Below are 24,983 nucleotides of genomic sequence, written 5' to 3'. Positions count from 1 at the left end.
ATGGTGGGCGGACAAACGGTTCTCGAAGAAGACACACTCTTCATCGCGTGTACGCGTCCCGCGATGATTGCCGGTGTCACGATGGAGGCGATGGGCTTCAACATCATGGTCACGACGATCCTCTACATCGTCGCCGGATCTATCGCCTACGCGTTCGTCGGCATCGTTTTCCATCTCATCTTCAAAGCGCTCGTCAAGCACGATCACAACATGTTCCGCATCCTGCTCGCCTGGGTCGAGACACGCGGCCGTTCACGCAACGGTGCCTATTGGGGCGGGGCAACACTTTCCCCTCTGAGACTGACACGCCGCTTCGACGAAAGGGATATTGGAATTGCCTGACATCGCCACCCTTAGATCACGCGAACTCACGCCAGAGGCTTTTATCCCCTACGTGCGGCACATCGACGAGACGACAATCGCGCTCGAGTCCCGGACACTCATGGTCATGGTCGCGCTCGCAGGCGTATCGTTCGAAACTGCTGATCTGCTCGACATCAACGCGCTCCATCGCGACCTCAACACGCTCTATCGAAATATTGCCGATGAGCGGCTCGCGATCTGGACCCATCTCATTCGGCGCAGGGACAACGACTATCCGGGCGGAACGTTCGCAACGCCATTCTCCGCCTCGCTCAACGAGAAATACCGGGAACGCATGGCGCGCGAGCACCTTTTCCGCAACGATCTCTATCTGACCGTCCTTTGGTCGCCAGCGCGTGGCCCTGCAGACAAGGCGGGGAAGCTGCTGTCGTACCTTCGACGGTCAAAACGACTCGATATGGAGCTGGATGAAGAGGCTCTGAAACAGCTTAAGGACAAAGTCGTCAACGTAGTGGCGGGCTTGAGGCGCTTTGAGCCACGGGTCCTTTCTCTTTACGAACAGGAAGGCATGCTCTTCTCTGAACCGAGCGAGGTGCTGCACCAGCTCGTCGGCGGGAGGCGTGAGCGTGTGCCGCTTACCGAAGGTCGCGTCGCCTCGGCAATTTACTCTGATCGCGTAATCATAGGTCGGGAAACGATCGAGATCCGGCATGAGGCAGAAAGCCGCTTTGCCGGCATGCTGAGCTTCAAGGAATATCCAGCCCGCACCAGGACAGGCATGCTGGACGGGGTTCTAAACAGTCCGTTTGAGCTCATTCTCTCACAGTCGTTCTGCTTTGTGTCGAAAGCGGACGCTCGCGTCATCATGGGGCGTAAGCAAAACCAGTTGGTGAGCAGCGGCGACAAGGCGGCTTCGCAAATCGATGAACTTGACGATGCGATGGACGACCTGGAGTCCAACCGCTTCGTGATCGGCGAGCATCACCTGACACTCTCCGTCTTTGCGACCACGTTAAAGGAATTAACCGACAATCTGGCAAAGGTTCGCGCCAGCCTGACCAATGGCGGGGCTGTCGTTGCGCGCGAGGATCTTGGTCTCGAAGCGGCATGGTGGGCGCAACTTCCGGGCAATTTTCGTTACCGCGCGCGCTCAGGCGCGATCAGCTCGAAGAATTTCGCAGCATTGTCACCGTTCCATTCCTATCCGATCGGACAGAAGGACGGCAATGAGTGGGGACCCGCCGTCGCCCTGCTCAAGACCGCTTCAGGCTCGCCCTACTACTTCAATCTCCATTATGGCGATCTGGGCAACACCTTCATGTGCGGTCCGTCGGGAGCGGGCAAAACCGTGATTGTCAATTTCATGCTGTCACAGCTCGAGAAACACGACCCGCACGTGGTGTTCTTCGACAAGGATCGCGGCGCGGACCTTTATGTTCGCGCCGCCGGAGGCACCTACCTGCCGCTGAAGAACGGGGTCCCCACCGGCTGCGCTCCCTTAAAGGCCCTCAACCTGACGCCGGAGAACAAGGTGTTCCTGGCGCGCTGGATCGGCAAGCTTGTGGGTTCAGGGGCGCGGGAACTGACTGTCAGAGAACTTCGCGACATCTCCGGCGCGATCGACGGCCTTGCCGACCTGCCCGCTGAGCGACGGACAATAGGGGCGCTGCGGGCTTTCCTCAACAATACGGATCCAGAAGGTATCGCGGCGAGGCTCCGCCGGTGGGAGGAGGGAGGGCCGCTCGGCTGGGTCTTCGACAATGTCATCGAAGATATCGGATTTGGGGATTTCGGCGGATCAGGGAAGTTCATCGGCTACGACATGACCGACTTCCTCGACAACGAGGAAATTCGCACACCGCTGATGGCCTATCTCTTCCATCGCGTCGAGCAGATGATCGATGGCCGCCGGATCATCATCGTCATCGACGAATTCTGGAAGGCGCTACAGGACGAGGGGTTCCGCGATCTTGCGCAAAACAAGCTGAAGACCATCCGCAAACAAAATGGGTTGATGCTGTTTGCCACGCAAAGCCCACGCGACGCGCTGAACTCGCCAATCGCGCACACGATCATCGAGCAATGCCCGACACAGATCTTCCTGCCCAACTCGCGCGGCAGCCATGCCGACTATGTCGATGGATTCAAGCTCACCGAGCGCGAATACGAATTGATAGCGCGCGAGCTTTCCGTTGAAAGCCGGAGGTTCGTGTTGAAGCAAGGACACAACAGCGTCGTTGCCGAGCTCGATCTCAACGGCTTCGATGACGAGCTCGCCATCCTCTCCGGCCGGACCGCCAATGTCGAACTTCTCGACGCGATCCGCGCGGAGGTTGGAGACGACGTCGAGAACTGGCTTCCCATTTTCCAACAGCGAAGGAGTGCTAGCTGATGACTTCCTATCGACTTCATGGCGTACTGCTCAGCGCGGTGCTCATGCTTGCTGCTGAAGGCGCGTCAGGGCAGGGGATTCCTGTCAACGATCAGGCTGCGATTGCCAAGCAGATCGAGAGCATCGCGCAGCTCAAGTCGCAACTCGACGCGCTCAATGAGCAGATCGGCCAGGCTCGGCAGCTTTATGGCTCGCTCAACAAGCTGACCGATATGGCGGATGTCGCCGAGGTTCTCAACGATCCGGCGATCCGCAAGGCGCTTCCCTCCGACTTCGCTGCCATCGAGGGATTGCTCAAAGGCAACGGCACCGGCGTGTTCGGTGATTCCGCCTCAAGGTTTCTGGAAGGTAACTCGACCTACCGCACTGACGCCGATGATTTCTACGCTCAGGAATTGTCCCGGCTTCAGAACAAGAATGCCGGGCAAATGAGCCTTGGTGAGCAAATCTACGATGCCGCGACCAAGCGCATCGACGGGATTGATCAGCTGCGGGGAAAGATTTCCACAGCTGGCGACGCCAAAGAGATTGCCGACCTGCAGGCTCGGCTGCAGGCCGAACAGGCATTTCTTCAGACCGACGTCCTGCGGATGGAGGGGCTGAGGATGGTGCAGCAGGCGCAGAACCAGGTCGACGAACAGCGCAAGGCGGAGGACTGGCGCCAACGGATGGACAATATGAAGGCGGCGCTGCAGTGAAGTGCACCCTCATCGTCCTTTCCCTGGTGCTCTTGTCGGCTTGTTCGCAAGAGGCGGAGCGAACTCATACGGTGGACGAGTTCGTCGCCGACACCGAATTGCTGTCCCGTACGATTACCGAGTGCCGCAACAACCCGGGTGCATTGCGCCAGACGCCCAATTGCCAGAACGCGGAAGCGGCCGAGGTTAAGCTCCGGCTCCAGAACATGCGCAAGGCATTGGGAGGCTGACCAAATGTACCAGGTGTTTGAGTTTATCGACGGTCAGTTCAAGCGGCCGTTGGAGACTTTCGTCTCGGATGGGACGTCGAACATAGCAGAATGGGTCGCTGGTCCGTTGACGGTGGCAGTGACCCTTTACGTCGTCCTCTACGGCTATCTCATCCTTCGGGGCTCGGTCCAGGAACCTATCCTTGACTTCGCCTTCCGCGTGATGAAGCTCGCGATCATAGTGATGCTGGTGAAGAACGCGGGCGAATACCAGACCTATGTCACAAACATCTTTTTCGATGTTTTGCCGCGCGAGATCGCTCAGGCGCTGAATGCAGGTACGGCGCCGAGTGCCAGCACCTTTGACAGTCTGCTCGACAAGGGCCAGGCCTCTGCGACCGATATCTGGACCAGGGCTTCCTGGCCGATTGACATCGTCACAGGTGTGGGCGGCATCATGGTGATCGGCGTCAGCTTTCTGGTGGCGGGGATCGGTTATGTTGTTTCCCTTTATGCACGGTTGGCGCTGGCGATCGTCCTGGCGATCGGGCCGATTTTCATTGCGCTTGCCATGTTTCAATCGACGCGCCGTTTTACCGAGTCCTGGATCGGGCAGCTCGCAAACTTCGTGATCCTTCAGGTCCTTGTCGTTGCCGTCGGTTCGCTTTTGATCTCCTGCCTCGACTCGACCTTCACCGCAATCGACAGCTACAGCGACGTCCTTATGCGCCCTATTGCTTTTTGTGCCATCGGGATAGCTGCCCTGTACATATTCTACCAGCTACCTGGCATTGCATCGGCGCTGGCGTCTGGCGGCGCCTCGCTGGTCTATGGTTACACGACCGCACGCGATGCGCATGAAGGCATGCTGGCCAGAGCAGCCTCCCACACCGGCCGGATGATCGGTCGCGGTGCTCGGTTTGCCCGCCGCGCCTTCGGATCAAGAAATGCCGGCGTATGACACCCATTCCAGAACATTAGATAAAGGCCTGCTGAATGATTAAGCCTGCCCTGTTTCTCGCCTTCTCAGCCACGCTTGTCGGCTGCGCTTCGATGACCTACCCATTGCCGAACTGCGACGGCTATTCGCGCCGCCCATTGAACCGCTCGATGTGGGACTGGGAGGGCGGCAGCAAGCTGAAACAGCAGCAATCCAACACGAGTTCGTCCACGTCCCTCACACCTTTCGTAGAAGAGGCCAGCGAGACTTCCGCTTTTGCGCATCTGGACATCGACGGTTCCTATCGCCGCTGTGAGGGATGAAACATGGTGACGACAGATAATCTCAAGAGCTACTTCGACAAAGCACGTCGTTTCGACCAGGACCGGATGATCCAGGTCGAGCGATCGAACAGGATTGCCTGGTCGATCGCCATAGTTTCAGGCATTGTCGCCGCTGTAGCCGTCTTCGCGGTCGCGTGTCTCACACCCCTCAAGACGGTTGAACCCTTTGTGGTGCGCGTCGACAATTCGACCGGCATTGTCGACGTCGTGTCAGCGCTGACATCGACGGCTGGCACCTACGATGAGGCGGTGACGAAATATTTCGCTGCAAAATATGTCCGGGCCCGCGAGGGTTACGTCTGGAGTGAAGCACAGGAAAATTTCCGCACCATCGCCCTCTTGTCGACGCAAGCGGAGCAAACGCGTTTCGCGGCCCTCTACCGTGGCAGCAACCCGCAATCGCCCCAGAATACTTATGGTCGCGGGGCTACAGCAAGGATCGATATCGCTTCAATCTCCCTCATCAATCAGAATGTCGTTTCCGTACGCTACATGCGAACCATCACGCGTGGCGAGGAAGTACGAACGACCCATTGGGTTGCGTCGATCACCTATTCCTACGCGAACGCTCCGATGTCCTCGACGGACCGGCTCGTAAACCCGCTCGGTTTCGTCGTCAGCGAGTATCGCGCTGATCCGGAGGAGGTGAGATGATGCGCATCCCTCGAATTCCTGCACTCATCGTGACCCTTTCGATGTCGCCGGCGTTTGCGCTTGAAATACCCCGAGGTGCCCCGCAAGACAGTCGTATCCGGTTCGTGAACTACCAACCCTACAACATCACGCGGGTGGTCGGCACTCTGCGGTCATCCGTACAGGTCGAGTTCGCGGCGGACGAGGAAATCGCCCATGTCGCGCTCGGCAATAGCGTCGCCTGGGAAGTTGCGCCGGCCGGCAACATCCTGTTCCTGAAGCCACGCGAGAGCCAGCCGGTGACGAATATTTCCGTGGTTACGACGCGCAGGGATGGCTCGACCCGCAGCTACCAGATGGAACTGACGGCGCGCGATGGCTCCGTGGAGGCTGGTCAAAACACCTACTTCTACGTGAAGTACAGGTATCCAGGCGATGACGCCGAGCTTCGCCGCCAGCAGGCAGCGTCGAGGGCTCTCGCGGCCCAGGCGAAGGACGCCGACAATGTGCTGGCGCTTCACGAAGCCTATGGCCCTCGAAACTGGCGCTATTCTTCTCAGGGATCGCAGGCACTGGAGCCGCAAAGCGTCTACGACAACGGCAAGATTACAACGTTCGCCTTTGTGGGTAACCAGGAAATGCCCGCGATCTATATGGAGAACTCCGATGGCTCCGAAAGCCTTGTTCCGAAGTCGGTCGATGGAGATCTGGTGATGGTGCACGCGATCAGCCGCAAGTTCATCCTGCGTCGGGGCAAGGATGTGCTCTGCGTCTTCAACGAAGCCTACGACCGCGTCGGTATCAATCCTGACACCAACACAACGTCTCCTTCGGTGGAGCGCGTCGTGAAGCGCGACGTTACCGGGCAATAGGGAAGGGAACAGTCATGGCTCAGGAAGACGAGGATCGCATCCCCGGAGAGCGTGCCGAAACCGTCACCAGTCGTCAGATCGACAACAGCCCTCTCTTGAAACGCGGCGCTGTTGCCATTGCGATCATCGCGTTTGTCAGCTTCGCGCTTTGGTCGACGACGGGAAAGAAGGGAAGGGATGAAAATCTTCAGCCCGAACGGATCATTATTCGCCAGACGACCCCCTTCGAGGCCGCAAAAGAGAAAGTTGAACCGGACCAGGCGCTCCCTGAAGTAAAATTGCCAACGCCTGTCGTCGAACCGGTCATTGAAGAGCAGGATAAGCTGCTCGATTCCGCCCGCCGCGCGCCCGTGATGGCCTTCAGTGGAGGGCAGAGGAATCGGAAAGAGTTGAGGGAAAGCGACAGCTCTTATCCTTCCGACAACAGCAATTTCGTGCCGCTCGACAACAATATGTCTGTTCAGAACCAGCAAAACAATGAGCAGCATCGTTTCGGTGGCCTGCTGCGGCCAACGCGGCTTGAAGGCTCAAGGGCCGGTACACTCGGAAACCGCAATTTCATCGTCGCGATGGGAACGACCATTCCCTGCGTTCTTGAAACCGCGTTAGCATCCGACCAGCCGGGATTTACCACTTGTGTGATCAACCGCGATGTTCTCTCTGACAATGGCAGGGTGGTCTTGATGGAAAAGGGCACGCAGGTTGTCGGCGAATATCGTGGAGGGCTTCAACGCGGGCAAAAGCGCCTGTTCATTCTCTGGAATCGCGCGAAAACGCCGAAGGGCGTTATCGTCACTCTCGCATCACCAGCAACCGACGCACTTGGTCGTGCCGGTGTCGACGGGCATGTCGACACCCATTGGTGGGAGCGGTTCGGCAGCGCTCTTCTGCTTTCCATTGTCGGGGACGCGACGAACTATGCAAGCAGTCGGCTGCAGGACAGCGATGTCGACGCGCAAAAAACAATGAGTGCCAGTCAACAGGCGGCCGCCATCGCGGTCGAGCAGTCCATCAATATCCCGCCGACACTCAATAAGCACCAAGGTGAACCGGTTTCGATCTTTGTCGCTCGCGATCTCGACTTTTCCGGCATCTACGGTCTTAGGGTGACCGAACCCAGAAACCGCGTTTTCGATCGTGCAGTCCTGGGGGATTTCGCGCCACGATCGACGCTCCTAACGAAATAGGGCGCGAAATGTCAGAGAGGCAGGAATCGGCTGTCGTCAGCGAGCTGTTGAAGCCGTTTTCGACATTCCTTCAGGACAAGTCTCTCCTAGAGGTGATTGTCAATCGGCCCGGGCAGGTGTTGACGGAAGGTTCCGGTGGGTGGCGGACCTATGAAATGCCGGAACTGACCTTCGAAAAGCTCATGCGTCTTGCCCGGGCAGTCGCAAGTTTTTCCCACCAGTCGATTGATGAGACGCGTCCAATATTGTCGGCGACGCTACCCGGGAACGAACGAATTCAGATCGTCATCCCCCCGGCGACCATCAATGACACTGTCAGCATGACAATCCGCAAGCCTTCCTCGGTCGACTTCAGTCTTGATGATCTGGAGGAAAAGGGATTTTTCCAGACAGCGTGCGCAGCGACCATTACCTCCTCCTCCGCGCAGGATGAGGAACTGTGCGAAACATATCGTGCCGGCCGTTTTAAGGATTTCCTTCGGCAGGCCGTCATCGCTCGAAAAAACATCATCATTTCTGGCGCCACAGGTTCGGCGAAAACGACACTTTCCAAAGCATTGATCAAGCATATTCCCGAAAACGAGAGGGTCATTTCAATAGAGGACACTCCCGAGCTCGTCATCTCACAACCGAACCACGTGCGCTTGTTCTACTCGAAAGGAGGGCAGGGGCTTTCGCGTGCCGGACCGAAAGAGCTTCTCGAATCCTGTCTTCGTATGCGGCCAGATAGGATTCTGCTTCAGGAGCTTCGCGATGGGACGGCCTTTTATTACCTCCGGAACGTGAATTCGGGCCATCCTGGCTCGATAACCACGGTCCATGCAAACTCGGCCGAATTGGCTTTTGAGCAGATGGTCTTGCTCGGAGTCGGAGGGCGGCGCAGGCCTGGACCGGGCCGACATCGTGGCTTTTTTGAAGGCGAGTATCGATATCGTTGCTCAGTGCAGGCGACACAAAGGAAACTTTCGACTGTCTGAGGTGTATTTCAGGAGTGAGTGTAGAGCCACGGAATAGCAAACTGAGCGACTCACGGAGTTCCGAGGTGCGGATTGTGGTCCTGATGTTTCTTGTTGGGTGTGTCTCCGTAAAGAGCGCCGAAAGCAGCACGGTAACCGTGTAAGTCGATAAGCGTAGTACACCTTAAGACAACTCTGACGTATGCCTGCAAGATCCTCGTTGTCACTCATCCATGGAGTGTCGATCACAGATCAGGCGACAGCGGACAATATGCGGTCGGACAACCGCTTACAATACATCAAGAAAACAGTCTAAAGCGGCGAGGAATCTTGACTGGCCAGCCAGTCCAATCCAGTGAAGCCATCCATAACGTTACCAGCTTCATGCGCCGGGGCGAATTTATCGCCCGCTTGGCGCAGCAGCCGGAGACACAGGCGGCTGCTCGCGGAAAATCGCTTCCAAAGTAGCTAAAATACGCCGCACGGCATCGGAATGGCTGAAATAGTAGATCACCTGCGCTTCACGGCGGGTTTGTACGACGTTTGCATTGCGCAGCTTGGCGAGGTGTTGCGACAAGGCTGATTGGCTGAGGCCAACCCGGTATGCCAGCTCGCCAACCGGCATTTCGGCGTCAACGAGAATCCGCAGTATTGCGAGCCTTTTCGGGTTTTCCATCGCCGCCAAAAGCTTGGAGGCCGAAATAATTGATTGCTCATCCAGACATCTCTGTATCAAATCCGTATCCAAACCACTTTATGTCGCGGACGTTTAGGCCATAATCCTTGGCTAAGCCATTCGACGTGAACCTTTTTAGAGGTTTAGAGCCGCGACCGGTAAGGCGCCAATGTTTATAATTAAGAATAGTCGAAAACTCTCACTCTCAAAAGGCGCGTGAAGCCGATGAGCCACCTGTAAAGTGCAGGTGTGTTTCTGAGGTGCAATTTTTTTGCGACTATTGCCAGCGTGCCGGACAAATGTCCTCTGAACCGTTCACTAGACATTGAGAACGTCTTCGGCAACGCAGAGGCTGATTGCAAGCATGACTGATTACGACCGAAATGGAGCAATACCCTCGGTTGATTCCCAGATCTAAATGATGCCGCACCGTTGGTTATTATAGGGACATATGATGCCATTTCAGGTGATTTGAGTTGGTACCTAATGCGCTTTTTATCACGTCAACCTGTGTTGGGATGTGCGGGAAATGTCGGACGGGCTGTACAAAAAGCTCAAGATCTCGTCGAGAGATATTGGGGAAGTCGAAGAGTATCTGAGTGAGGCGTATGCTCCCGTCGCTGTCATGCCACTGGGCTCACACGACAACTACGGGGTCACCGGTCAACTGGCCGTAATCGATGAAGTATTCTTCGAATGGTCGGCGACCATAGGCTCGTATCGCGTTACTCCCATTGCGATGTTCGACGCTGTTCTGTTTAATTTCGCGAGCAAGGGAGCGACCGAATATGACTTCCGGGGTGAAAGGCTATCGATTGCGGCTAATCAGGTCATTGGCTACCGGCACGCCGATAGCGTGGATGTCCTTGATGGTAGCGAACATTCAACAGTCGTTATCTCAGACGCTCTATTATCAAGACGCATGTCGATATTGCTCGATCGGCCTGTGGTTCAGCCGATCGAATTTAGCAAACGCGCTCTGGATCATGGCAAACTCGAAGGGCTTCCGGCTCTTGTTCAAATGCTGAACGGTTCACCGTTACAAGGAATTGCCAGGTCATTGAATAAGCAGTCTCCGAGTATGGGTAATCTGATCGTTGACAGTTTTCTTCTAAACTATCCGAACAACTACACGCAAAAACTTGAGGCGCCTGTGCCCGTCATTGCTCCACGACAAGTCCGTCGAGCGATTGATTATATCCATGCGCACCCAGCGGCTAGAAGCTCTCCTGAACTCTTGGCGGGCCTGAGCGGGGTCAGTGTTCGTTCTTTGCAATATTCCTTTTTGAACTGCGTGGGACAAACAATAAGTGAGTATCAGCTTGCTCTGCGCCTTCAAAAAGCTCGCGACGAGATCGATCGGAATAAGGATCGGTCCGTAAAGGAGATTTCTCAGGCGTGGGGATTTGCAACCCAAAGTGCCTTCACCCAGAGCTTCAAAAAAGCATTTGGGGTCAGCCCATCTCAACACCGGAAGGGCGAACTTTAGGCGCTGGATCGTCCATGGCATTTATCCGCCTCGTTTTTCGGCGTGGCAATGGCGTTGCAGGATGTGTGACATCAGTCAAGCATAACCATCTGAGCCGCCACCTGCTCCTCGAACAACTTCGAGAAAGAGGTGATGGGTGCCGAAACGATTGCGCTTCTAGTAGCTCATTCAGATATTCAGGTGATGTTCATTCACGTTGAAACGCAAGGCGGTATGCATGGATCGAAGCTTGCCGGGTCATCCAGGGACAGATGGCCAACCAAGGGAGTGGAAGATGAAGCTCTCTGGCATCGATTGGGATCGCAATAGTCGCGATTACTCGCGACGTTTGAATTGTGACCTCGTCAATCGGTGGATGCGGACGGTCGCCGTCAATTTGTAAACGGGTTCTCGTATCATCCGGAATGAGGGTCTTAAGAGGCGTTGACCGTTAAGTCGGCCATCACCTCAAGGACGGTCAACTTGTGTGAATGCCCGTCACGGCCCTTCCACTCGATCTGCTGTCCGGGAGAAAGACCAAGAAGAGCAGCTCCAATCGGGGTCAGCACGCTGACCATTGAGCGTTCGATGTCGGCGAGGCCGGGGTAACAAAGAGTTACCGTCCTTCTGGCTCCGCCTTCCGTCAGGTAGGATACCGTCGATCCGACCGCCACTGCGTCTGCGGGGAACTGGTCATCCTCTACGACATCAGCACGCTCAAGTTCGATAAGCAACTTCTCGGCATCGTCGAGGTCGCGCCCCGGTGCCGCCAGTGCAAGAGCGGTCAGACGAGCGTGGTCAGTCTGCCGGACGATGATGGACGGCTTTGTGTAATCAGTGGTGTTCATTTCATATGCCTCGTACCGCGGCCGAATAGCTGCGTTTTAAAAAGACTGCTTGTGGAGGGTGAGGTCGCGCAATCCCGCAGGATCAAAGCCCGGGTTCAGACGCGCGACAGCAGTCTACGTCCCGGGCTAGTATCCTTCGACGGGATACTCTCGGCAGAGGCGAAATTTATGTGAATTGCCAATTTTCAACATGGTGCCCTAGTCATGGCATGCCTGAGGGGGAAGTCAAGAAGCGCTCCGTGAGACGCTGCCCGGCGCTTTTGATCTCGGCAAGTGCCCTTGACTTCATGGCACCTTCCATAAATGCTAGGTTGATGTTGAACGAGAGCAAAAGACGCGCAGTGAGCGCTTTCAGGGTCTGCCCCATCGCAGGATCGTAACCGGGTCCGGCCACTGTCGCCTGCCGGATCCAGAGTGGCTACGTCAACACGTTCGCCTTACCATCTGCGGCAAGTCTCTCTTCAAACAAGTCAACGCCCTTCCTCTAGCGATGGGGTTGTTGCGCAGGTCACAATAAACATGTCTTCACTCAGCCAAACCATGCCCATAATCGGGGCAACAGACTTTCACACACTTAGCCGCCTGACGCTCGTGGCCCTGACCAATGATTTCGACGTCGGCCCCGACTTGAGTGAGAAGCTGGAAAACTCCTGGGTCTTGGCAGACGAACAGGTCTCGCTCGACACGGTCTGCCTAGGATCAACTGTCTCGTATGATGTAGAGGGGCAGCAACGCCAGGTTACCCTTGTTCTCCCGAATGAAGTGCTGGCAGACGCGGGCCGCTTGTCTGTATTGACGCCTGTTGGCGTGGCGCTCTTGGGCCTTAAGCCCGGGCAGCGCGGGGAGTGGAATTCTCGCGATGGACACAGAAATCAATTGACTGTCGTCCGGGTCGGCCGTGCCGGTTTACGACGAGCAGCCGCGGAAGCCTTCAGCCACCTCTGAACGCGATGATATCGACGCAAGAAAGGTCTGCAGGACCGGATGTCTGCGCTTGCTTGCGCACGTTCCTCCGCCCTTTGAACGCACCAACAACATCTGTTTCGTATGGTGCTTCAGATGTTTGGCCAACAAAAGTGGACCAAGGCTTCCCTTATCGCGGCAGCACAAGCTGTCCGGAGCAATCATGGAAAAAGACACACATTTTACTGGAATGCGGGGGCGGGCAGGTTTTGCGCAGGGACTTGGCTGGATGGCGCTGAGCATGGCGTCCTTCATAAGCATGGCTGTCGGGTCTCGCGAGCTCGCATCGACCTTGTCGATCAGACAGGTGCTGTTTTTCCGGGCTCTCGTCGGTCTCGGCGTAATTTTGCTGGTGGGACGGTCACTCCTGCCGCAGATCCTTCAGAAGAAACTGTTTCCAAGGCATCTCGCCCGAAACGTCGTTCACTTCACCGCCCAGTATTTCTGGACCATTGGCGTGGTCTCTCTCCCACTGGCCTCGGTCTTTGCACTCGAATTTACGATGCCGATCTGGGTCGCATTTTTCGCCTGGCTTTTTCTCAAGGAGCAGCTAACCGGGCCTCGGCTTCTCGCAACCCTTGGCGGTTTCATCGGTGTTCTGGTGATAGTGCGTCCAGGATTCGGCGTCATTGATCCGGCTGCTGGTTTAGTGCTGCTGGCGGCCGCCGGCTATGGGCTTTCCTTAATTCTCGTCAAGCAGCTCACGAAAGAATGCTCACCAGCAATCATCGTGGTCTGGATGATCCTCATTCAACTGCCGCTGGGACTGCTGGCCGCGTTGACGGACTGGAGGGACGTTAGCCTGTCCGATATTCCGTGGATGATGGTTGCCGGCGTTGGTGCCTTGAGTGCGCATTACTGCCAGGCACAGGCGCTTAAGCGCCTCGATGCATCTGTCATCATGCCTATCGACTTTTTGCGTGTACCCATGGCTGCGGTCGTCGGGTTCTACGCTTACGGAGAAGGCGTAGACGCCTGGGTCGTCATCGGCGGATGCATAATCCTGCTGTCGAACTTCCAGGCGATGATGTCCGAGCGAGTGAGGTCAAAGAACCCCGATGTCTGACGAGCCAAGGCAGTCACCCTCGCCGGCAGTGATCAGGCTGCCTTGCCCATGCCGATCTTCCTTAAGCTATTAAAAAAACGGAGTATTTGATGGTTCACGTCGACGAAAAACTCGAACCCATTCTCAACGAAGTCTTGCGCCGAAACGCAGGAGAGTTCGAGTTCCACCAGGCCGTGCGCGAAGTCCTGGAGAGCCTTGGAAGAGTCATTGCTAAACATCCGCGTTATGCGGAAAACGCCCTTATCGAGCGGATTTGTGAACCGGAGAGGCAGATCATCTTTCGTGTGCCTTGGGTGGATGACAACGGTCAGGTCCAAATCAATCGCGGATTCCGCGTGCAGTTCAACTCTGCTTTGGGTCCCTATAAGGGCGGCATTCGGTTTCATCCCTCGGTCAACGTCGGTATCATCAAGTTCCTCGGATTCGAACAGACGTTCAAGAACGCCTTGACCGGTATGCCCATCGGTGGAGGGAAGGGCGGATCCGACTTCAATCCGCGCGGACGATCTGATGGCGAAATTATGCGCTTTTGTCAGTCGTTCATGACTGAGCTTCATAGACATATTGGCGAATATACCGATGTTCCCGCTGGCGACATCGGTGTCGGCGGTCGTGAGATTGGCTATATGTTTGGCCAGTACAAGAGGCTCACCAATCGATTTGAGGCGGGTGTCCTGACCGGGAAAGCCCTGTTCTATGGCGGTTCGCGCGCTCGCAAAGAAGCGACAGGTTATGGGGCGAGCTACTTTGTGCGCAGGATGCTGGCCTCCAAAGGAATGGACTTTTCAGAAAAGCGTGTATCGGTTTCTGGTTCGGGCAACGTTGCAATCTATACAATGGAAAAAGTAAGCGAGTTCGGCGGGAAGATTGTCGCTTGCTCCGATTCAAACGGTTATGTCGTTGATGAAAGCGGGATTGATTTCGCCCTGGTCAAGGAGATCAAGGAGGTCCGCCGAGGACGCATTTCGGAATACGTGAAGCTCAAGGGGTCGGATGCTTGCTTTGTCGAGGGAGGATCAATCTGGGATGTCCCCTGTGACGTGGCTATGCCCTGTGCAACGCAGAACGAACTGACTGGTAAAGACGCAAAGACGCTCGTCAGAAACAACGTCATCGCGGTGGGAGAAGGTGCAAATATGCCGTCGACTCCCGAGGCTGTAAGGTTGTTTCAGGCGGCAGGCGTCATGTTCGCGCCTGGCAAGGCCGCTAATGCAGGAGGGGTCGCCACGTCTGCTTTGGAAATGCAACAGAACGCTTCCCGTGACAGCTGGACGTTTGAGCAAACGGAGGCGCGCCTCGCAGACATCATGAGTGCGATCCATGATGTCTGCGCGGAAACAGCCGAGGAATATGGCGCGCCGGGCGATTACGTCCTTGGTGCAAACATCGCCGGATTTGTTCGGGTCGCGGAAGCTATGGACGCGTTAGGGGTCATCTAGGCGATCACGAGCGGCGGCCCAGCTCGACTCATGCTGTCCGGGAGAAACGCATCGGTGATGATTATTGGACTTCAAGCCAGACCGGAGCCGCTGCGCCTCAAAGCAGGAGCGTCACCCGATCGCACGCGTGCGATCGGGTCGTTCGCCAATTCAGTCGCTCCACTGGTCTTTGTTCTCTTTGTTGAGAACAAGGCGTTTTTCAGAGGTTACCACCTTGGTTCCTGCCCTGCTTGCCAAGCCCAATTTTGGACTTGATCGTGCTACTCTGGCTGACGTAGCCGCTATCCTATGTGAGGACGAGGCCTGCCTTGCACCGATTGCTAACGCGGCTAACGAGACGACAGGCGAGCCACGGTGGATTGCTCTGGCTTTAATACATGCACTCTGGCGGAAGGCTGGAGTCGCCCCTCAGGTGATGTCCTCCGTCCTTAAAGCCTGGCCGGAGATAGTGGCATCGCTCGAAGCGGTTATGTGTTTCCGGGCGAATGCGGCCGCCGAAGAGAGCGATCCATTCATGTTCTATCAACCTGTCGCCGTCCACTCGATCCCCGTTGCTGGTCTCGATGAGTACATTGATCTGGTTGAGAACCGCTTCATTATTTGGAGGCGTCCCAGCATCGATCGGAAATCTCTGGGAAAAGCATTGATCGCTGGACGCAGGTCGGACAATGATGCCGCTTATCTTGCCGCCTTAAGATCGCTACAAGCTCGACCGACATACCAGAGCACCGGGCTTGGCTTTACCGATGGAAGCACGTTCTTCCACAACGAGTGGGGGCGCAACCTAGCTGAGCAGGCGCTCGAATCGTCAGTGCGGTGCAACGACCGGTCAGGTCTGTTGTTCGAGAACAGCTACGTCTGCAAAACCTCCATCAATGTCTCGATCGTCGTCCGCGCGTTCAAGCGAAAAGCTCTGGGTCTGACAGTAAGGCCATAAAGTGACGCAGAGCTTGTTGCCGCTGAGTGGTTGTCACGAGGTTCGTTCACGTACGATTTGGCGCGAATGGTCCGACATCATTCCTATCGTGCGGCAAAAGGTCACCTTGCAGTCAACGCGATCCTTGCCCAGATAAGCATCATGAAAACGACCATGAAATCCCTATTTTTCAGGCTTATTGATCAGGCACGTTCCCTAACCCGGAGCTGGCAGCACTGAACCTTTAACGCCGCCATAGACCCAGCCGCTCCGGGAACCACGCAATTGAAAGTGCGGTTCGTAATGCGTCGCTCGCGCGACGTAGCCATGGAGCGTTTTAATGTCCCACCCTCGCCCCCTTCCAGTCTGCCCTGCCTGCAACCGTCAACTGCCGGGTGCCGCGGCCCGGTGCCCTTGGTGTGAAACCTCTGTTCCACTGAGAGCCGCATGCAAGCCTCATAGTTGCAAGCGCAACGAGTTCCGGCTGCCCTTTCGCTGGCTTGCGGAGACCGCAGGACAATGACACGCGCTACGACAGCAAGCCGGATCGTCTCGTCACCTGATGACAGAGGTCAGTTGCAGCAGGTCGGAGTACTTCCCTGGCGGATCGGGCGCGACGGCGAGCGCAAGGTGCTGCTTGTCACGGACCGTGAGCGCGAGCGCTGGATCGTGCCCAGTGGCCCGCTCGTGAAAGCATGTCCGCCCCTCGTCATGGCCTCGCAACATGCGTTCAAGGTGGCAGGAATTATTGGCGACATGTCCCCGGCTCCGGTATTGACATACAGATATATCAAGACCCTCAACGATGGGCCTCAGCTTGTCTGCTGTGTCACGATATTCGGTATGAACGTGCGTGGCACTTTGACCCACTGGCGCGAAAAAGCGCACCGAAAAAGACGATGGTTTTCTCCACAAGCGGCGGCGGACGGGCTGGGTGATATCGCGCTTGCCGATTTTGTACGGAAGCTCGATGCCGAGCCGGGGTGTTTGCATGCCCGCCGTCACTCTGGCCGCCTGATCCTGGGGTTCAGCGAGCGGCAAAGTTCTGGTGTCTGAGATGCCGACGATGGACCTTACCGGTTTCGCGCTCACGATGCGTTACGTCTTTCCTATCCGAAGGGTTAGTGCCGGACGCTGATTGCCTGGCGCCAATAGTTGCGACCGCGACATTGGCGTCAGGTTTCTCGCAACCCGACACGAAAACTGCGGAGCAAATCTGGCCACCTGTGCCATGGCATTGCCCGCATTCGGAAAGAAGCAGTCATGACTTTCAGATATATCCACACCCTTCCTATCAGCGGCCCCAACAAGTTGCCTCGTTTCAGGCGGTGGGCTGCCGAAAATATTCCCGGCATTGCCGTCTCTCTGCCGCCCCAGGTGCCGGTTAAGAGCGAAGCTCTAACGGTGCGATTGAAATCGGTTGAGGATCGCAACACGCTGATCGCGAAACTGGAGGGCGTCAGCCTCTAGCGATCTCGTGCCCCGCGGCGTACGGCTGATCCGGATCGAGCTGGTGGTGTTCTATGCCGCGCGGTTCTTGTCGGTCGAGCTATGCCTTACGCCGCGGGGGCGTCGACTTTGGATAGAAACCGAGCGGCGCATTAACCGGCGAAGAGTGCCGTGGCCTCGCTCGCCCAGGGGCATCAAGGTATCTCCACAGATCCAGTCCCACAATCGTGATGACCCGGCGATCAACAGCGCAGGTGGGACTGGATACTCAAACTTGCGCAAGTGGCAGGCTGCCATCGCCAAACAGCGCGATGGCAAACGTCGTTATAACCATCCGCGAGCCATGCCAGCCAGATTGCGGTCACAAGGTCCGATCGGCCTTACCCAACACCTGTCGCAGCCCATCGATACTGAAAGGCTTGGATAATTGCTGCGCATCGGAAATACCCGAGGCTGCCTTGGCGTTGTCGTCACCGCTTGCGAAAACGATCCGCACGTTTGGCCAGCGTTCCCTTACATGTCTTGCAAGTTCGATCCCGGACATGCCGGGCAGCCCGACATCTGTCAGCAACATGTCGATCCTGTTGGTTTCAAGGACGCTGAGGGCATCTTCCGCTGAGTTAGCCTCATGCACCGTGTGACCAAGCTCCTCTACCATGTCGACCGTCGACATCAGGATAAGCGGCTCATCCTCAACGATAAGGACATGCGGTTTTGCAGACACCGTTGGGCGGCTATCAAGCGGCTCCTGCTCGGGTGCAGGCGCGGGCTCCTGGCGCTCCATCCGTTGCAAGGCAATCCTGTGTTGCTGCGCGTTGTTCAGGACGTGGCGGACTTTGCGGGCCAGTGCCTCGCGCGTGTAGGGTTTGGATAGCAAATCGACACCAGCGTCCAACCGGCCGCCGTGGACGATCGAATTTTCGGTGTAGCCTGAGGTAAATAACACGGCCATGCCAGGGAACTGAGCCTTGGCCTTCCTCGCAAGATCTGTGCTGCGCATCGGGCCCGGCATCACGACGTCCGTGAACAGCAGGTCGATCTGAACGCCACTGCTGACGACCGCGAATGCGGACTGTGCGTCTCTTGCTTGGAGGACGCGGTAACCAAGGTCCGTCAGCAGCGCCACCGATGTTTCCCTAACGCCGTCATCGTCTTCCACCACGAGAACAGTTTCCGTGCCACCCGTCACCGCAATGGTCTCTGTATCACTCAGGCTGTCTTCGACCTGCACCGTGCGCGGCATATAGAGTTTCATGGTCGTCCCATGCCCGACCTCGCTGTAGATTTTGAGGTGGCCTCCGGACTGCTTAAGAAAGCCGTAAACCATCGACAAACCGAGGCCGCTTCCCTTCCCGTCCGTTTTCGTGCTGAAGAACGGTTCCAGGACATGTTCGATGATATCCGGCGATATTCCTGACCCCGTATCGGTCACTGCAACGAGTACATATTGCCCGGGACGGACATCGTCGTGCGAACGGGCGTAATTGTCGTCGAGAACCGCATTTCCGGTCTCGATTGTCAATCGTCCGCGGCCTTCCATCGCGTCCCTCGAATTGATTGCCAGGTTAAGGATGGCGTTCTCCAGCTGACTCGGATCGATCAGCGTATTCCATAACCCGCCGGAGACAACGGTTTCGAGTTCTATCTCTTCGCCCAGTGCCCGGCGCAGCATATCGTCCATATTCTGGATGAGTTTTCGAACATTGACGACTTTGGGCTCGAGCGGCTGACGGCGACCGAAGGCCAAAAGCTGCGATGCAAGCTTTGCGCCGCGGGCAACGCCGGCCAGGGCATTATTCAGGCGTTGTTCTGCCCGCCTGTTGCCGTCGATATCGTTGGAGAGAAGCTGCAGGTTGCCGCTCACGACCTGGAGAAGATTGTTGAAGTCATGCGCCACGCCGCCTGTGAGGTTACCCAGCGCTTCCATCTTTTGCGCCTGCCTCAACGCGATCTGTGCGGTTTCGCGCTCGACAGTTTCTTTCTCAAGCTTCAGAAGCGCAGTTCTCAGTTCAAGAGTGCGCTGCTCGACTTTTTCCTCAAGGGTGTGGTTAAGGCTCTGAAGCTGATCCTCAGCACGCTTTTGGTCCGTAACATCGAAGCCGTCAACGAAGATCCCCGTCACTGATCCGTTAAGATCAAAAATTGGCTGGTAGATCAGATGTGCGAAGCGCTGATCCGGCTGCTCCTTGCCATCCCGTTCAAGGAAAACAGGCACATAACGACCTATATACGGCGTGCCCGATCGAAAAACACCGTCGAGCAATTCGAAGAAACCTTGCCCGGCAATCTCAGGCAGCGCCTCTCTGACACTGAGGCCAAGGAGCTCGCGATGCCCGACAAGTTGATTATAGGCATCGTTGACCAGCTCGAACGTGTGTTCAGGCCCGCTGAGGATGCACATGAAACTTGGGGCTTGCTGGAACAGGGCGCGCATCCGATCCCGCTCCGCGGTCCGAAGTTCCACTTCTGAGGAGAGTTGACGATTGAGCTGCTCGAGTGCCAACGCTGCTTTTTCCCGGATCTCAGCAGCCTCTGCAAGCGCCGCTGCCCGTCGACGTTCTGTTTCGAACGCTTCGGCGCTCGCCAAGCGCGAGGTGATCTGGCCGGCAATCAATTTAAGGAAATCCAGGTAATCGTCGCTGACCGCCCGATGCGGATTGAGCCCGGTGATCATTACCCCCTTGGGTTGGTCGCTGGCTTGTCCGACCAAAGGAATGACCGCAGCCTGAGATGGCGCTCTTTGCCAGGGCCCCGACGGGATGACGTCTGTGGCCGACAACTTTATCAGATCCATGGCCTGTTCTTGCCAGGCGCGTTCAAGGTTCCAGATACCCACACCACGGTTTATTGTTACCGGCAATAAAGTGTCGTCTTCAGCTGTGCCGCAAACCCACCGGCGCATCGCATTGCCGTTCTCGTCAAAAACGTAAAGTGCGCAGAAGGGAAGATCCTGAGGGTTGTCGTTAAGCGCTTTGCGTGAAGCGTTGAAGACTTCGACCTCGGTGTCGGCCACGGCAAGGCCAGACGCCAGGGTGCGCATGGTTGCCAGGCGGCGTTCACTGATGACCCGCTCGGTTTCTTCCGTGACCGCGCAGAAGACGCCTTCGACCTTGCCACTGTCTCCGATCAGCGGACTGTAAGAGAAGGTATGATACGTTTCTTCCGGATACCCGTCGCGTTCGAGAAGCAAGAGCAGCGCGCGGTCCCAGGTTGCCTCTCCGCTTGAATAAACGGTTTCCAAGCGCCCTTTGATATCATTCCAGATTTCAGACCATAAAATCTTTGTCGGCACAGCAAGCGCGTTGGGGTGCTTATTTCCCAAGGTCGGCCTATAGGCGTCGTTATAGAAAAAGGCGATGTCTGGACCCCAGCCGAGCCACATTTCAAATTTTGAGGTGAGCAACAGCCGAATTGCGACCTTCAGCGCTTCGGGCCACTCGTCCGGACAACCAAGTGTACTATCCCCCCAATCATGGCGCCGCATCATCTGCGCCATCTCTCCATCGCCAACAAATATGTCCCGATACCGGTCCGAAATTAATGCCATTCCACTTCCATCCCAATAAAGCACATCCTACGTAGAACATTAATAACGCTTCGCTGGCCAGCTAGTTCTAGATCGACGCCAGCTTTTGTATGGGGTGGGAGACATTTGAAATTGATCAACGGCACATCACAACCTGAATGGAGTACAGCGGAGCTCAGGCGTGCTATCCAGTCGGCCGGGGTCGCGCTCTGGGCCTGGATCGTCGATGACGACACGTTTGTGATGGATGCCAAGGCTTACGAACTCTGGGACATTTGCGGCGAGGTAGACCTCACTTTCGAGCATCTTTCCGCCAAGGTGCATCCCGCTGACCGAGACCGCGTCAGGGCGGCGTTCGTCGCAGCCCGCGCCATCGACGGCCCGTTTGAAATTGATTTCCGCATTCTCACGAACGCCTCCGACGTTCGTTGGATTTCCGCTCGAGGCCAGGGCAACGAGGGAGACGCTGCAACCGAAAAAATGACAGGCATCTTTCTTGACGTCACGGGCCGCAAGCAGGCGGAGGAAGGGCATGAACTCCTTGCCGGCGAGATGAGCCATCGCGTCAAGAATATTCTGGCTCTGGCTTCTGGATTAACAAATATCACCTCGCGGACGACCGAGACAAAAGAGGAAATGGCAAAGCAGTTGACCGAGCGACTGACGGCCCTTGGCAGGGCCCACGAACTGGTGCGCCCGCTCCCCGATGGCCAGGGGAGATCTGCATTGCTCGGTGACCTCTTTGCTGTGCTGCTTGCCCCTTACGACGACGTCGGAGCTTTTGCAGGTCGCATCCGCGTTGCTGTGCCGCGCATGGGATTAGGAGAAAAGGCCGCAACCAGCCTGGCACTCGTGATACACGAGTTGGCAACGAATTCGCTCAAATATGGTGCCTTGTCGAATAAGGCGGGATTGCTCGACATATCCGGTTCTATAATCGAAGACGAGGTCGAGATCGTCTGGAGCGAACACGGAGGCGACCCTGCCCAGTCGCCCAGATCGTCAGACGGTTACGGCAGTAAGATGTTGCACAGGACAGTCTCTGGACAACTCGGTGGATCAATCGACTATAACTGGGTAGAGGGCGGCGTCGTTGTAACGCTAAGGATGAAAGAAAGCCATCTTTCTGGATAAATGATCAGCGACCTTGCTCGCTGCCGCCACCAGCCCGCGCGCTGCAGCCTAGGTGCGCGCGCCAGCGGATGAGGTCGAGCAGCAGTTAGAGCTAAGGTGTTGAGGATCTGAGTCTCCTAAGGAGCTATAATAGACTTAGCTGATACCGTGACGTGATGGTTTGGTTTAATGCTCGTGATCGGGAACCGAGAGTTGGCCCTCAAGCACCCGGCGTGCCGAGACAAAAGCCGAAGTCCCAACCACCGACAGGCTGGGCGCCCTTGCGGGGAAGCATCAACGCGCGCTCCACCAAAACTAATGGAGCCTACCCGTCCTGAGGGACAGAATAGGGGTAACCGCTCGCCGATCAGCCAGGGCATGGTGCCTGGAACGTGGCCAGTTTCGATATTGGCGCCAGTATCCATGCCCTCAGGAAAACGCAAATCTCGTAATTGCAAGACAGGAACTCATCCCTGCTCTCACCAATGCGGAGGCAAGCTGTCCTGTCCGTCCCATGACATAATGAGATGCAGTATCGATCGTTGTTCTGCGGTCAGAACTGCGTCTTGTCCACATTCTCGCAAAGGGTAATGCCGTCAAGGACGCCGTCACAGGGTGCGGCCCCTGCAGCGGATCCCATCAGTCTATGACTCCGACACCATCCGGGCGAGACGACCGCCGAGCGCCGAATCCGGATTGCCGAGGTCAAGTACGACGCTCATATGGTTGCGATCTGGAACATTCAGTATGCCCGCGGCCTGTCCCATTCTCTCCAGCATCGCCTGCATGTCCGTGGCCTGAGCGTGGAAAGGCGCCGTTTCATCAGATCCGACCGCAATGATCCGCATGGGACAATCGAGCTGGGTCGCTCCGAGCGGCGACCAGGCCTCGGCCTCTCCCTCAGTCATCTCGGCCTCATCTCGAAGGAAGCTGTCGGGTATCCCTGAGAGGTCGTAAATGCCGCTGAGAAGCAGAAGTCCCTTCAACTCGGGCAATAATGGAACATTTGTTTCCGCCGGGCCGATGGAGGCCAGGAAGGAGGCAAGATGAGCGCCAGCCGAATGGCCGCTTACGGTCATTCGATCGGGCTTCGCACCGAAGTCCAAGGCATGCTCCTGGAGCCAGAGCACGGACCTTCGCACCTGGCCAACCAGCACATCAAGCCGCTCGCCGGGCATGAGGTCGTATTCAACGAGTGCCGCGACGCCGCCAGCGGCCAGAACTGGAGCAGCGACGAAGCGGTAGTTCTCCTTCTCGCCGGAGCGCCAGTATCCGCCATGGACAAAGACATGTAGCGGCGCACCGGTCTTCGGGCGTTTCGGCAGGATGACGTCCAAAACCTCCCGCGGCCGCGCGCCGTAGCGCAGATCGGCCAACACATTCGCGCGCGCCGAAACTGCACGGCTACGAGTGGCGAATTCGGCGGCGATCGCGTCGAAATCCTGCACGAAATCCCGAATCCTGTATAGGTCCTGTGACGTCATCCTGTTCCCCCGTCAGTACTCAACAGCGTAATATTTCGCCTCCATGAATTCCAGGATACCGGTGACGCCGCCTTCGCGGCCGAGGCCGCTCTGCTTGACGCCACCGAAGGGTGCTGCCGGGTCCGACATCAGACCCCTGTTGATACCGAGCATGCCGGTTTCGAGGCGCTTGCCGACCTTGAGCGCACGCTTCAGGTCGCCGGAATAGATATAGGCAGCCAGACCGTACTCCGTGTCGTTGGCAAGGTGAACCGCCTCGTCGTCGGTTTCGAACCTGTAGACGGGCGCGACCGGGCCGAAGATCTCTTCGCGGGCGATGGACGCATCCACCGGCACGTTTTCGAGCACCGTTGGCGGATAGAAATAGCCGTTTTCCATAAGCGGCTTACCACCCGTTGTCAGGCGAGCGCCCGCAGCCACCGCTTCGGAGACGAGGCGATCAATCTTGCGAACGGCATTCGTCGTGATCATCGGACCGCATTGCGTTTCTGGATCGTAGCCGGGGCCGATCCTGAGCGCAGCCATGCGGGCCGTCAACCCGGCGACGAAAGCGTCGTGAATGCCGGACTGGACATAGAAACGGTTGGCGGCGGTGCAGGCTTCCCCGGCATTGCGCATCTTGGCTATCATCGCGCCATCGAGTGCAGCCTCCAGATCAGCGTCATCGAAGACGATGAAGGGCGCGTTTCCACCGAGTTCCATCGAGCAGCTGACGACCGAATTTGCGGCCTGTGCAAGAAGTATTCGGCCGACACCGGTAGAGCCCGTGAAGGATAGTTTGCGAACGCGCGGATCGGCGAGCATGGCATTCGTCACCCCGCTTGGATTGCTCGTAGTCAGTACGTTGACGACGCCCGCCGGCACGCCTGCCTCCTCGCCAAGCCGCGCCATGGCATAGGCCGTCAGCGGTGTTTCGGAGGCGGGCTTCAGGATCACCGTGCAGCCGGCGGCAAGGGCCGGACCGATCTTGCGGGCCGCCATCGCCGCCGGGAAATTCCACGGCGTGATCAGCACCGCGATGCCAATCGGCTCGTGGTCGACGAGGATGCGATGCGAACCGGAAGGGGTGTGGCGGAATTCGCCGGGGATGCGCGTTGCCTCTTCCGCATACCAGCGGAAAAATTCGGCGGCATAGGCCACTTCGCCGCGTGCATCGGGCAGCGCCTTGCCATTTTCCAGCGCGATAAGCGTGGCGAGCTCTTCCTCGTGCTGGGTCATCAATTGGAACCAGCGACGCAGGATTTCGGCGCGTTGCCGGGCAGAGGTGGCACGCCATCCGGCGGAGGCTGCCTGCGCGGCATCGACGGCGCGCATCGCGTCTTCGACAGAGGCGTCAGCAACCTCTGCAAGCTTGCTCCCCGTCGAGGGATCCATCACGGCAATGCCGTCGCCCTTGTGCCATTTGCCACCGATATAAAGGCCCTCGGCGTGGAGGGCAGGATCGGCATAACCGGTGATTTTGTTGTGGAACGTCATGGCG

22 protein-coding genes and 1 pseudogene are annotated in these 24,983 nt (G+C 57.0%); 18 read left to right on the top strand and 5 right to left on the bottom strand.

Features of this window, described 5'->3' with window-relative positions:
• The 10 genes and pseudogenes from AC5SEO_RS19755 (at position 1) to virB11 (ending at position 8,613) form a co-directional block, all read left to right on the top strand.
• Positions 1-342, top strand: coding sequence for a VirB3 family type IV secretion system protein (locus tag AC5SEO_RS19755; protein ID WP_013637408.1), 342 nt, complete (start codon positions 1-3; stop codon positions 340-342).
• On the top strand, positions 335-2,716 hold the full coding sequence (locus AC5SEO_RS19750; RefSeq protein ID WP_495363988.1) for a VirB4 family type IV secretion/conjugal transfer ATPase: 2,382 nt from the start codon (positions 335-337) through the stop codon (positions 2,714-2,716). The genes AC5SEO_RS19755 and AC5SEO_RS19750 overlap by 8 nt, the downstream gene beginning before the upstream one ends.
• Entirely contained in the window at positions 2,716-3,414 is a 699-nt protein-coding gene (virB5, locus tag AC5SEO_RS19745) for a P-type DNA transfer protein VirB5 (RefSeq protein ID WP_025591466.1), read from the top strand. The genes AC5SEO_RS19750 and virB5 overlap by 1 nt, the downstream gene beginning before the upstream one ends.
• A complete protein-coding gene (locus AC5SEO_RS19740; RefSeq protein WP_003517253.1) occupies positions 3,411-3,644 on the top strand; it encodes an EexN family lipoprotein in 234 nt (77 codons plus the stop codon). Before virB5 ends, AC5SEO_RS19740 begins: the two co-directional genes overlap by 4 nt.
• A gap of 4 nt (positions 3,645-3,648) precedes the next feature.
• Complete coding sequence (locus AC5SEO_RS19735; RefSeq protein WP_112401583.1) at positions 3,649-4,584, top strand: TrbL/VirB6 family protein; 936 nt, start codon at positions 3,649-3,651, stop codon at positions 4,582-4,584.
• A 35-nt stretch (positions 4,585-4,619) separates the two neighbouring features.
• Complete coding sequence (locus AC5SEO_RS19730) at positions 4,620-4,886, top strand: hypothetical protein (protein ID WP_112401582.1); 267 nt, start codon at positions 4,620-4,622, stop codon at positions 4,884-4,886.
• 3 nt (positions 4,887-4,889) lie between these two features.
• On the top strand, positions 4,890-5,561 hold the full coding sequence (locus AC5SEO_RS19725) for a VirB8 family type IV secretion system protein (protein WP_003517248.1): 672 nt from the start codon (positions 4,890-4,892) through the stop codon (positions 5,559-5,561).
• The gene (gene virB9, locus AC5SEO_RS19720; RefSeq protein ID WP_162705490.1) at positions 5,558-6,412 is read left to right on the top strand and encodes a P-type conjugative transfer protein VirB9; all 855 of its coding nucleotides are present in this window, start codon (positions 5,558-5,560) and stop codon (positions 6,410-6,412) included. Before AC5SEO_RS19725 ends, virB9 begins: the two co-directional genes overlap by 4 nt.
• 14 nt (positions 6,413-6,426) lie before the next feature.
• Positions 6,427-7,599 carry a type IV secretion system protein VirB10 gene (gene virB10 / locus AC5SEO_RS19715; protein ID WP_112401581.1) on the top strand — a complete coding sequence of 391 codons (1,173 nt, stop codon included), beginning with the start codon at positions 6,427-6,429 and terminating at the stop codon, positions 7,597-7,599.
• Between the two features lie 8 nt (positions 7,600-7,607).
• Positions 7,608-8,613 (top strand): annotated as a pseudogene (gene virB11, locus AC5SEO_RS19710) (P-type DNA transfer ATPase VirB11).
• A 342-nt stretch (positions 8,614-8,955) separates the two neighbouring features.
• On the opposite strand, the gene AC5SEO_RS19705 reads toward virB11, so the two are convergent.
• Complete coding sequence (locus AC5SEO_RS19705) at positions 8,956-9,276, bottom strand: metalloregulator ArsR/SmtB family transcription factor (RefSeq protein ID WP_162705498.1); 321 nt, start codon at positions 9,274-9,276, stop codon at positions 8,956-8,958.
• 484 nt (positions 9,277-9,760) lie between these two features.
• Between AC5SEO_RS19705 and AC5SEO_RS19700 the strand changes: the two genes are divergently transcribed.
• Positions 9,761-10,720 carry an AraC family transcriptional regulator gene (locus AC5SEO_RS19700; protein ID WP_013637417.1) on the top strand — a complete coding sequence of 320 codons (960 nt, stop codon included), beginning with the start codon at positions 9,761-9,763 and terminating at the stop codon, positions 10,718-10,720.
• A gap of 413 nt (positions 10,721-11,133) precedes the next feature.
• Here the strand turns inward: AC5SEO_RS19700 and rnk are convergent, their stop codons facing one another.
• Positions 11,134-11,547: a nucleoside diphosphate kinase regulator gene (gene rnk / locus AC5SEO_RS19695; protein ID WP_003517236.1), complete on the bottom strand. Its 414-nt coding sequence runs from the start codon at positions 11,545-11,547 to the stop codon at positions 11,134-11,136.
• A 519-nt stretch (positions 11,548-12,066) separates the two neighbouring features.
• Here rnk and AC5SEO_RS19690 point away from each other — a divergent pair.
• The 6 genes from AC5SEO_RS19690 (at position 12,067) to AC5SEO_RS19665 (ending at position 17,401) form a co-directional block, all read left to right on the top strand.
• Positions 12,067-12,492 (top strand): GreA/GreB family elongation factor, encoded by a 426-nt coding sequence (locus AC5SEO_RS19690; protein WP_026330856.1) that lies wholly within the window; start codon positions 12,067-12,069, stop codon positions 12,490-12,492.
• 181 nt (positions 12,493-12,673) lie between these two features.
• A complete protein-coding gene (locus AC5SEO_RS19685; RefSeq protein ID WP_236735657.1) occupies positions 12,674-13,576 on the top strand; it encodes a DMT family transporter in 903 nt (300 codons plus the stop codon).
• An 89-nt stretch (positions 13,577-13,665) separates the two neighbouring features.
• Positions 13,666-15,015 carry an NADP-specific glutamate dehydrogenase gene (gdhA, locus tag AC5SEO_RS19680; protein ID WP_060643039.1) on the top strand — a complete coding sequence of 450 codons (1,350 nt, stop codon included), beginning with the start codon at positions 13,666-13,668 and terminating at the stop codon, positions 15,013-15,015.
• 412 nt (positions 15,016-15,427) lie between these two features.
• On the top strand, positions 15,428-15,952 hold the full coding sequence (locus AC5SEO_RS19675; RefSeq protein WP_495363987.1) for a hypothetical protein: 525 nt from the start codon (positions 15,428-15,430) through the stop codon (positions 15,950-15,952).
• 498 nt (positions 15,953-16,450) lie between these two features.
• Positions 16,451-16,987: an NUDIX hydrolase gene (locus AC5SEO_RS19670; protein ID WP_495363986.1), complete on the top strand. Its 537-nt coding sequence runs from the start codon at positions 16,451-16,453 to the stop codon at positions 16,985-16,987.
• Between the two features lie 207 nt (positions 16,988-17,194).
• Complete coding sequence (locus AC5SEO_RS19665; RefSeq protein WP_019565739.1) at positions 17,195-17,401, top strand: hypothetical protein; 207 nt, start codon at positions 17,195-17,197, stop codon at positions 17,399-17,401.
• 340 nt (positions 17,402-17,741) lie between these two features.
• Here AC5SEO_RS19665 and AC5SEO_RS19660 read toward each other — a convergent pair whose 3' ends face one another.
• Positions 17,742-20,876: a hybrid sensor histidine kinase/response regulator gene (locus AC5SEO_RS19660; protein ID WP_495363998.1), complete on the bottom strand. Its 3,135-nt coding sequence runs from the start codon at positions 20,874-20,876 to the stop codon at positions 17,742-17,744.
• A gap of 156 nt (positions 20,877-21,032) precedes the next feature.
• On the opposite strand from AC5SEO_RS19660, the gene AC5SEO_RS19655 reads away from it, so the two are divergent.
• Positions 21,033-22,040, top strand: a complete 1,008-nt coding sequence (locus AC5SEO_RS19655; protein ID WP_495363985.1) for a sensor histidine kinase — start codon at positions 21,033-21,035, stop codon at positions 22,038-22,040.
• A 623-nt stretch (positions 22,041-22,663) separates the two neighbouring features.
• Here the strand turns inward: AC5SEO_RS19655 and AC5SEO_RS19650 are convergent.
• Both AC5SEO_RS19650 and AC5SEO_RS19645 read right to left on the bottom strand, forming a co-directional pair.
• Positions 22,664-23,503 carry an alpha/beta hydrolase gene (locus AC5SEO_RS19650; protein WP_495363984.1) on the bottom strand — a complete coding sequence of 280 codons (840 nt, stop codon included), beginning with the start codon at positions 23,501-23,503 and terminating at the stop codon, positions 22,664-22,666.
• A 12-nt stretch (positions 23,504-23,515) separates the two neighbouring features.
• Positions 23,516-24,979, bottom strand: coding sequence for an NAD-dependent succinate-semialdehyde dehydrogenase (locus AC5SEO_RS19645; protein WP_495363983.1), 1,464 nt, complete (start codon positions 24,977-24,979; stop codon positions 23,516-23,518).
• Positions 24,980-24,983: the final 4 nt, after the last annotated feature.

It is taken from the genome of Agrobacterium sp. K11 (assembly GCF_059429395.1).
This window is presented reverse-complemented; position numbering and strand designations above follow the sequence as displayed.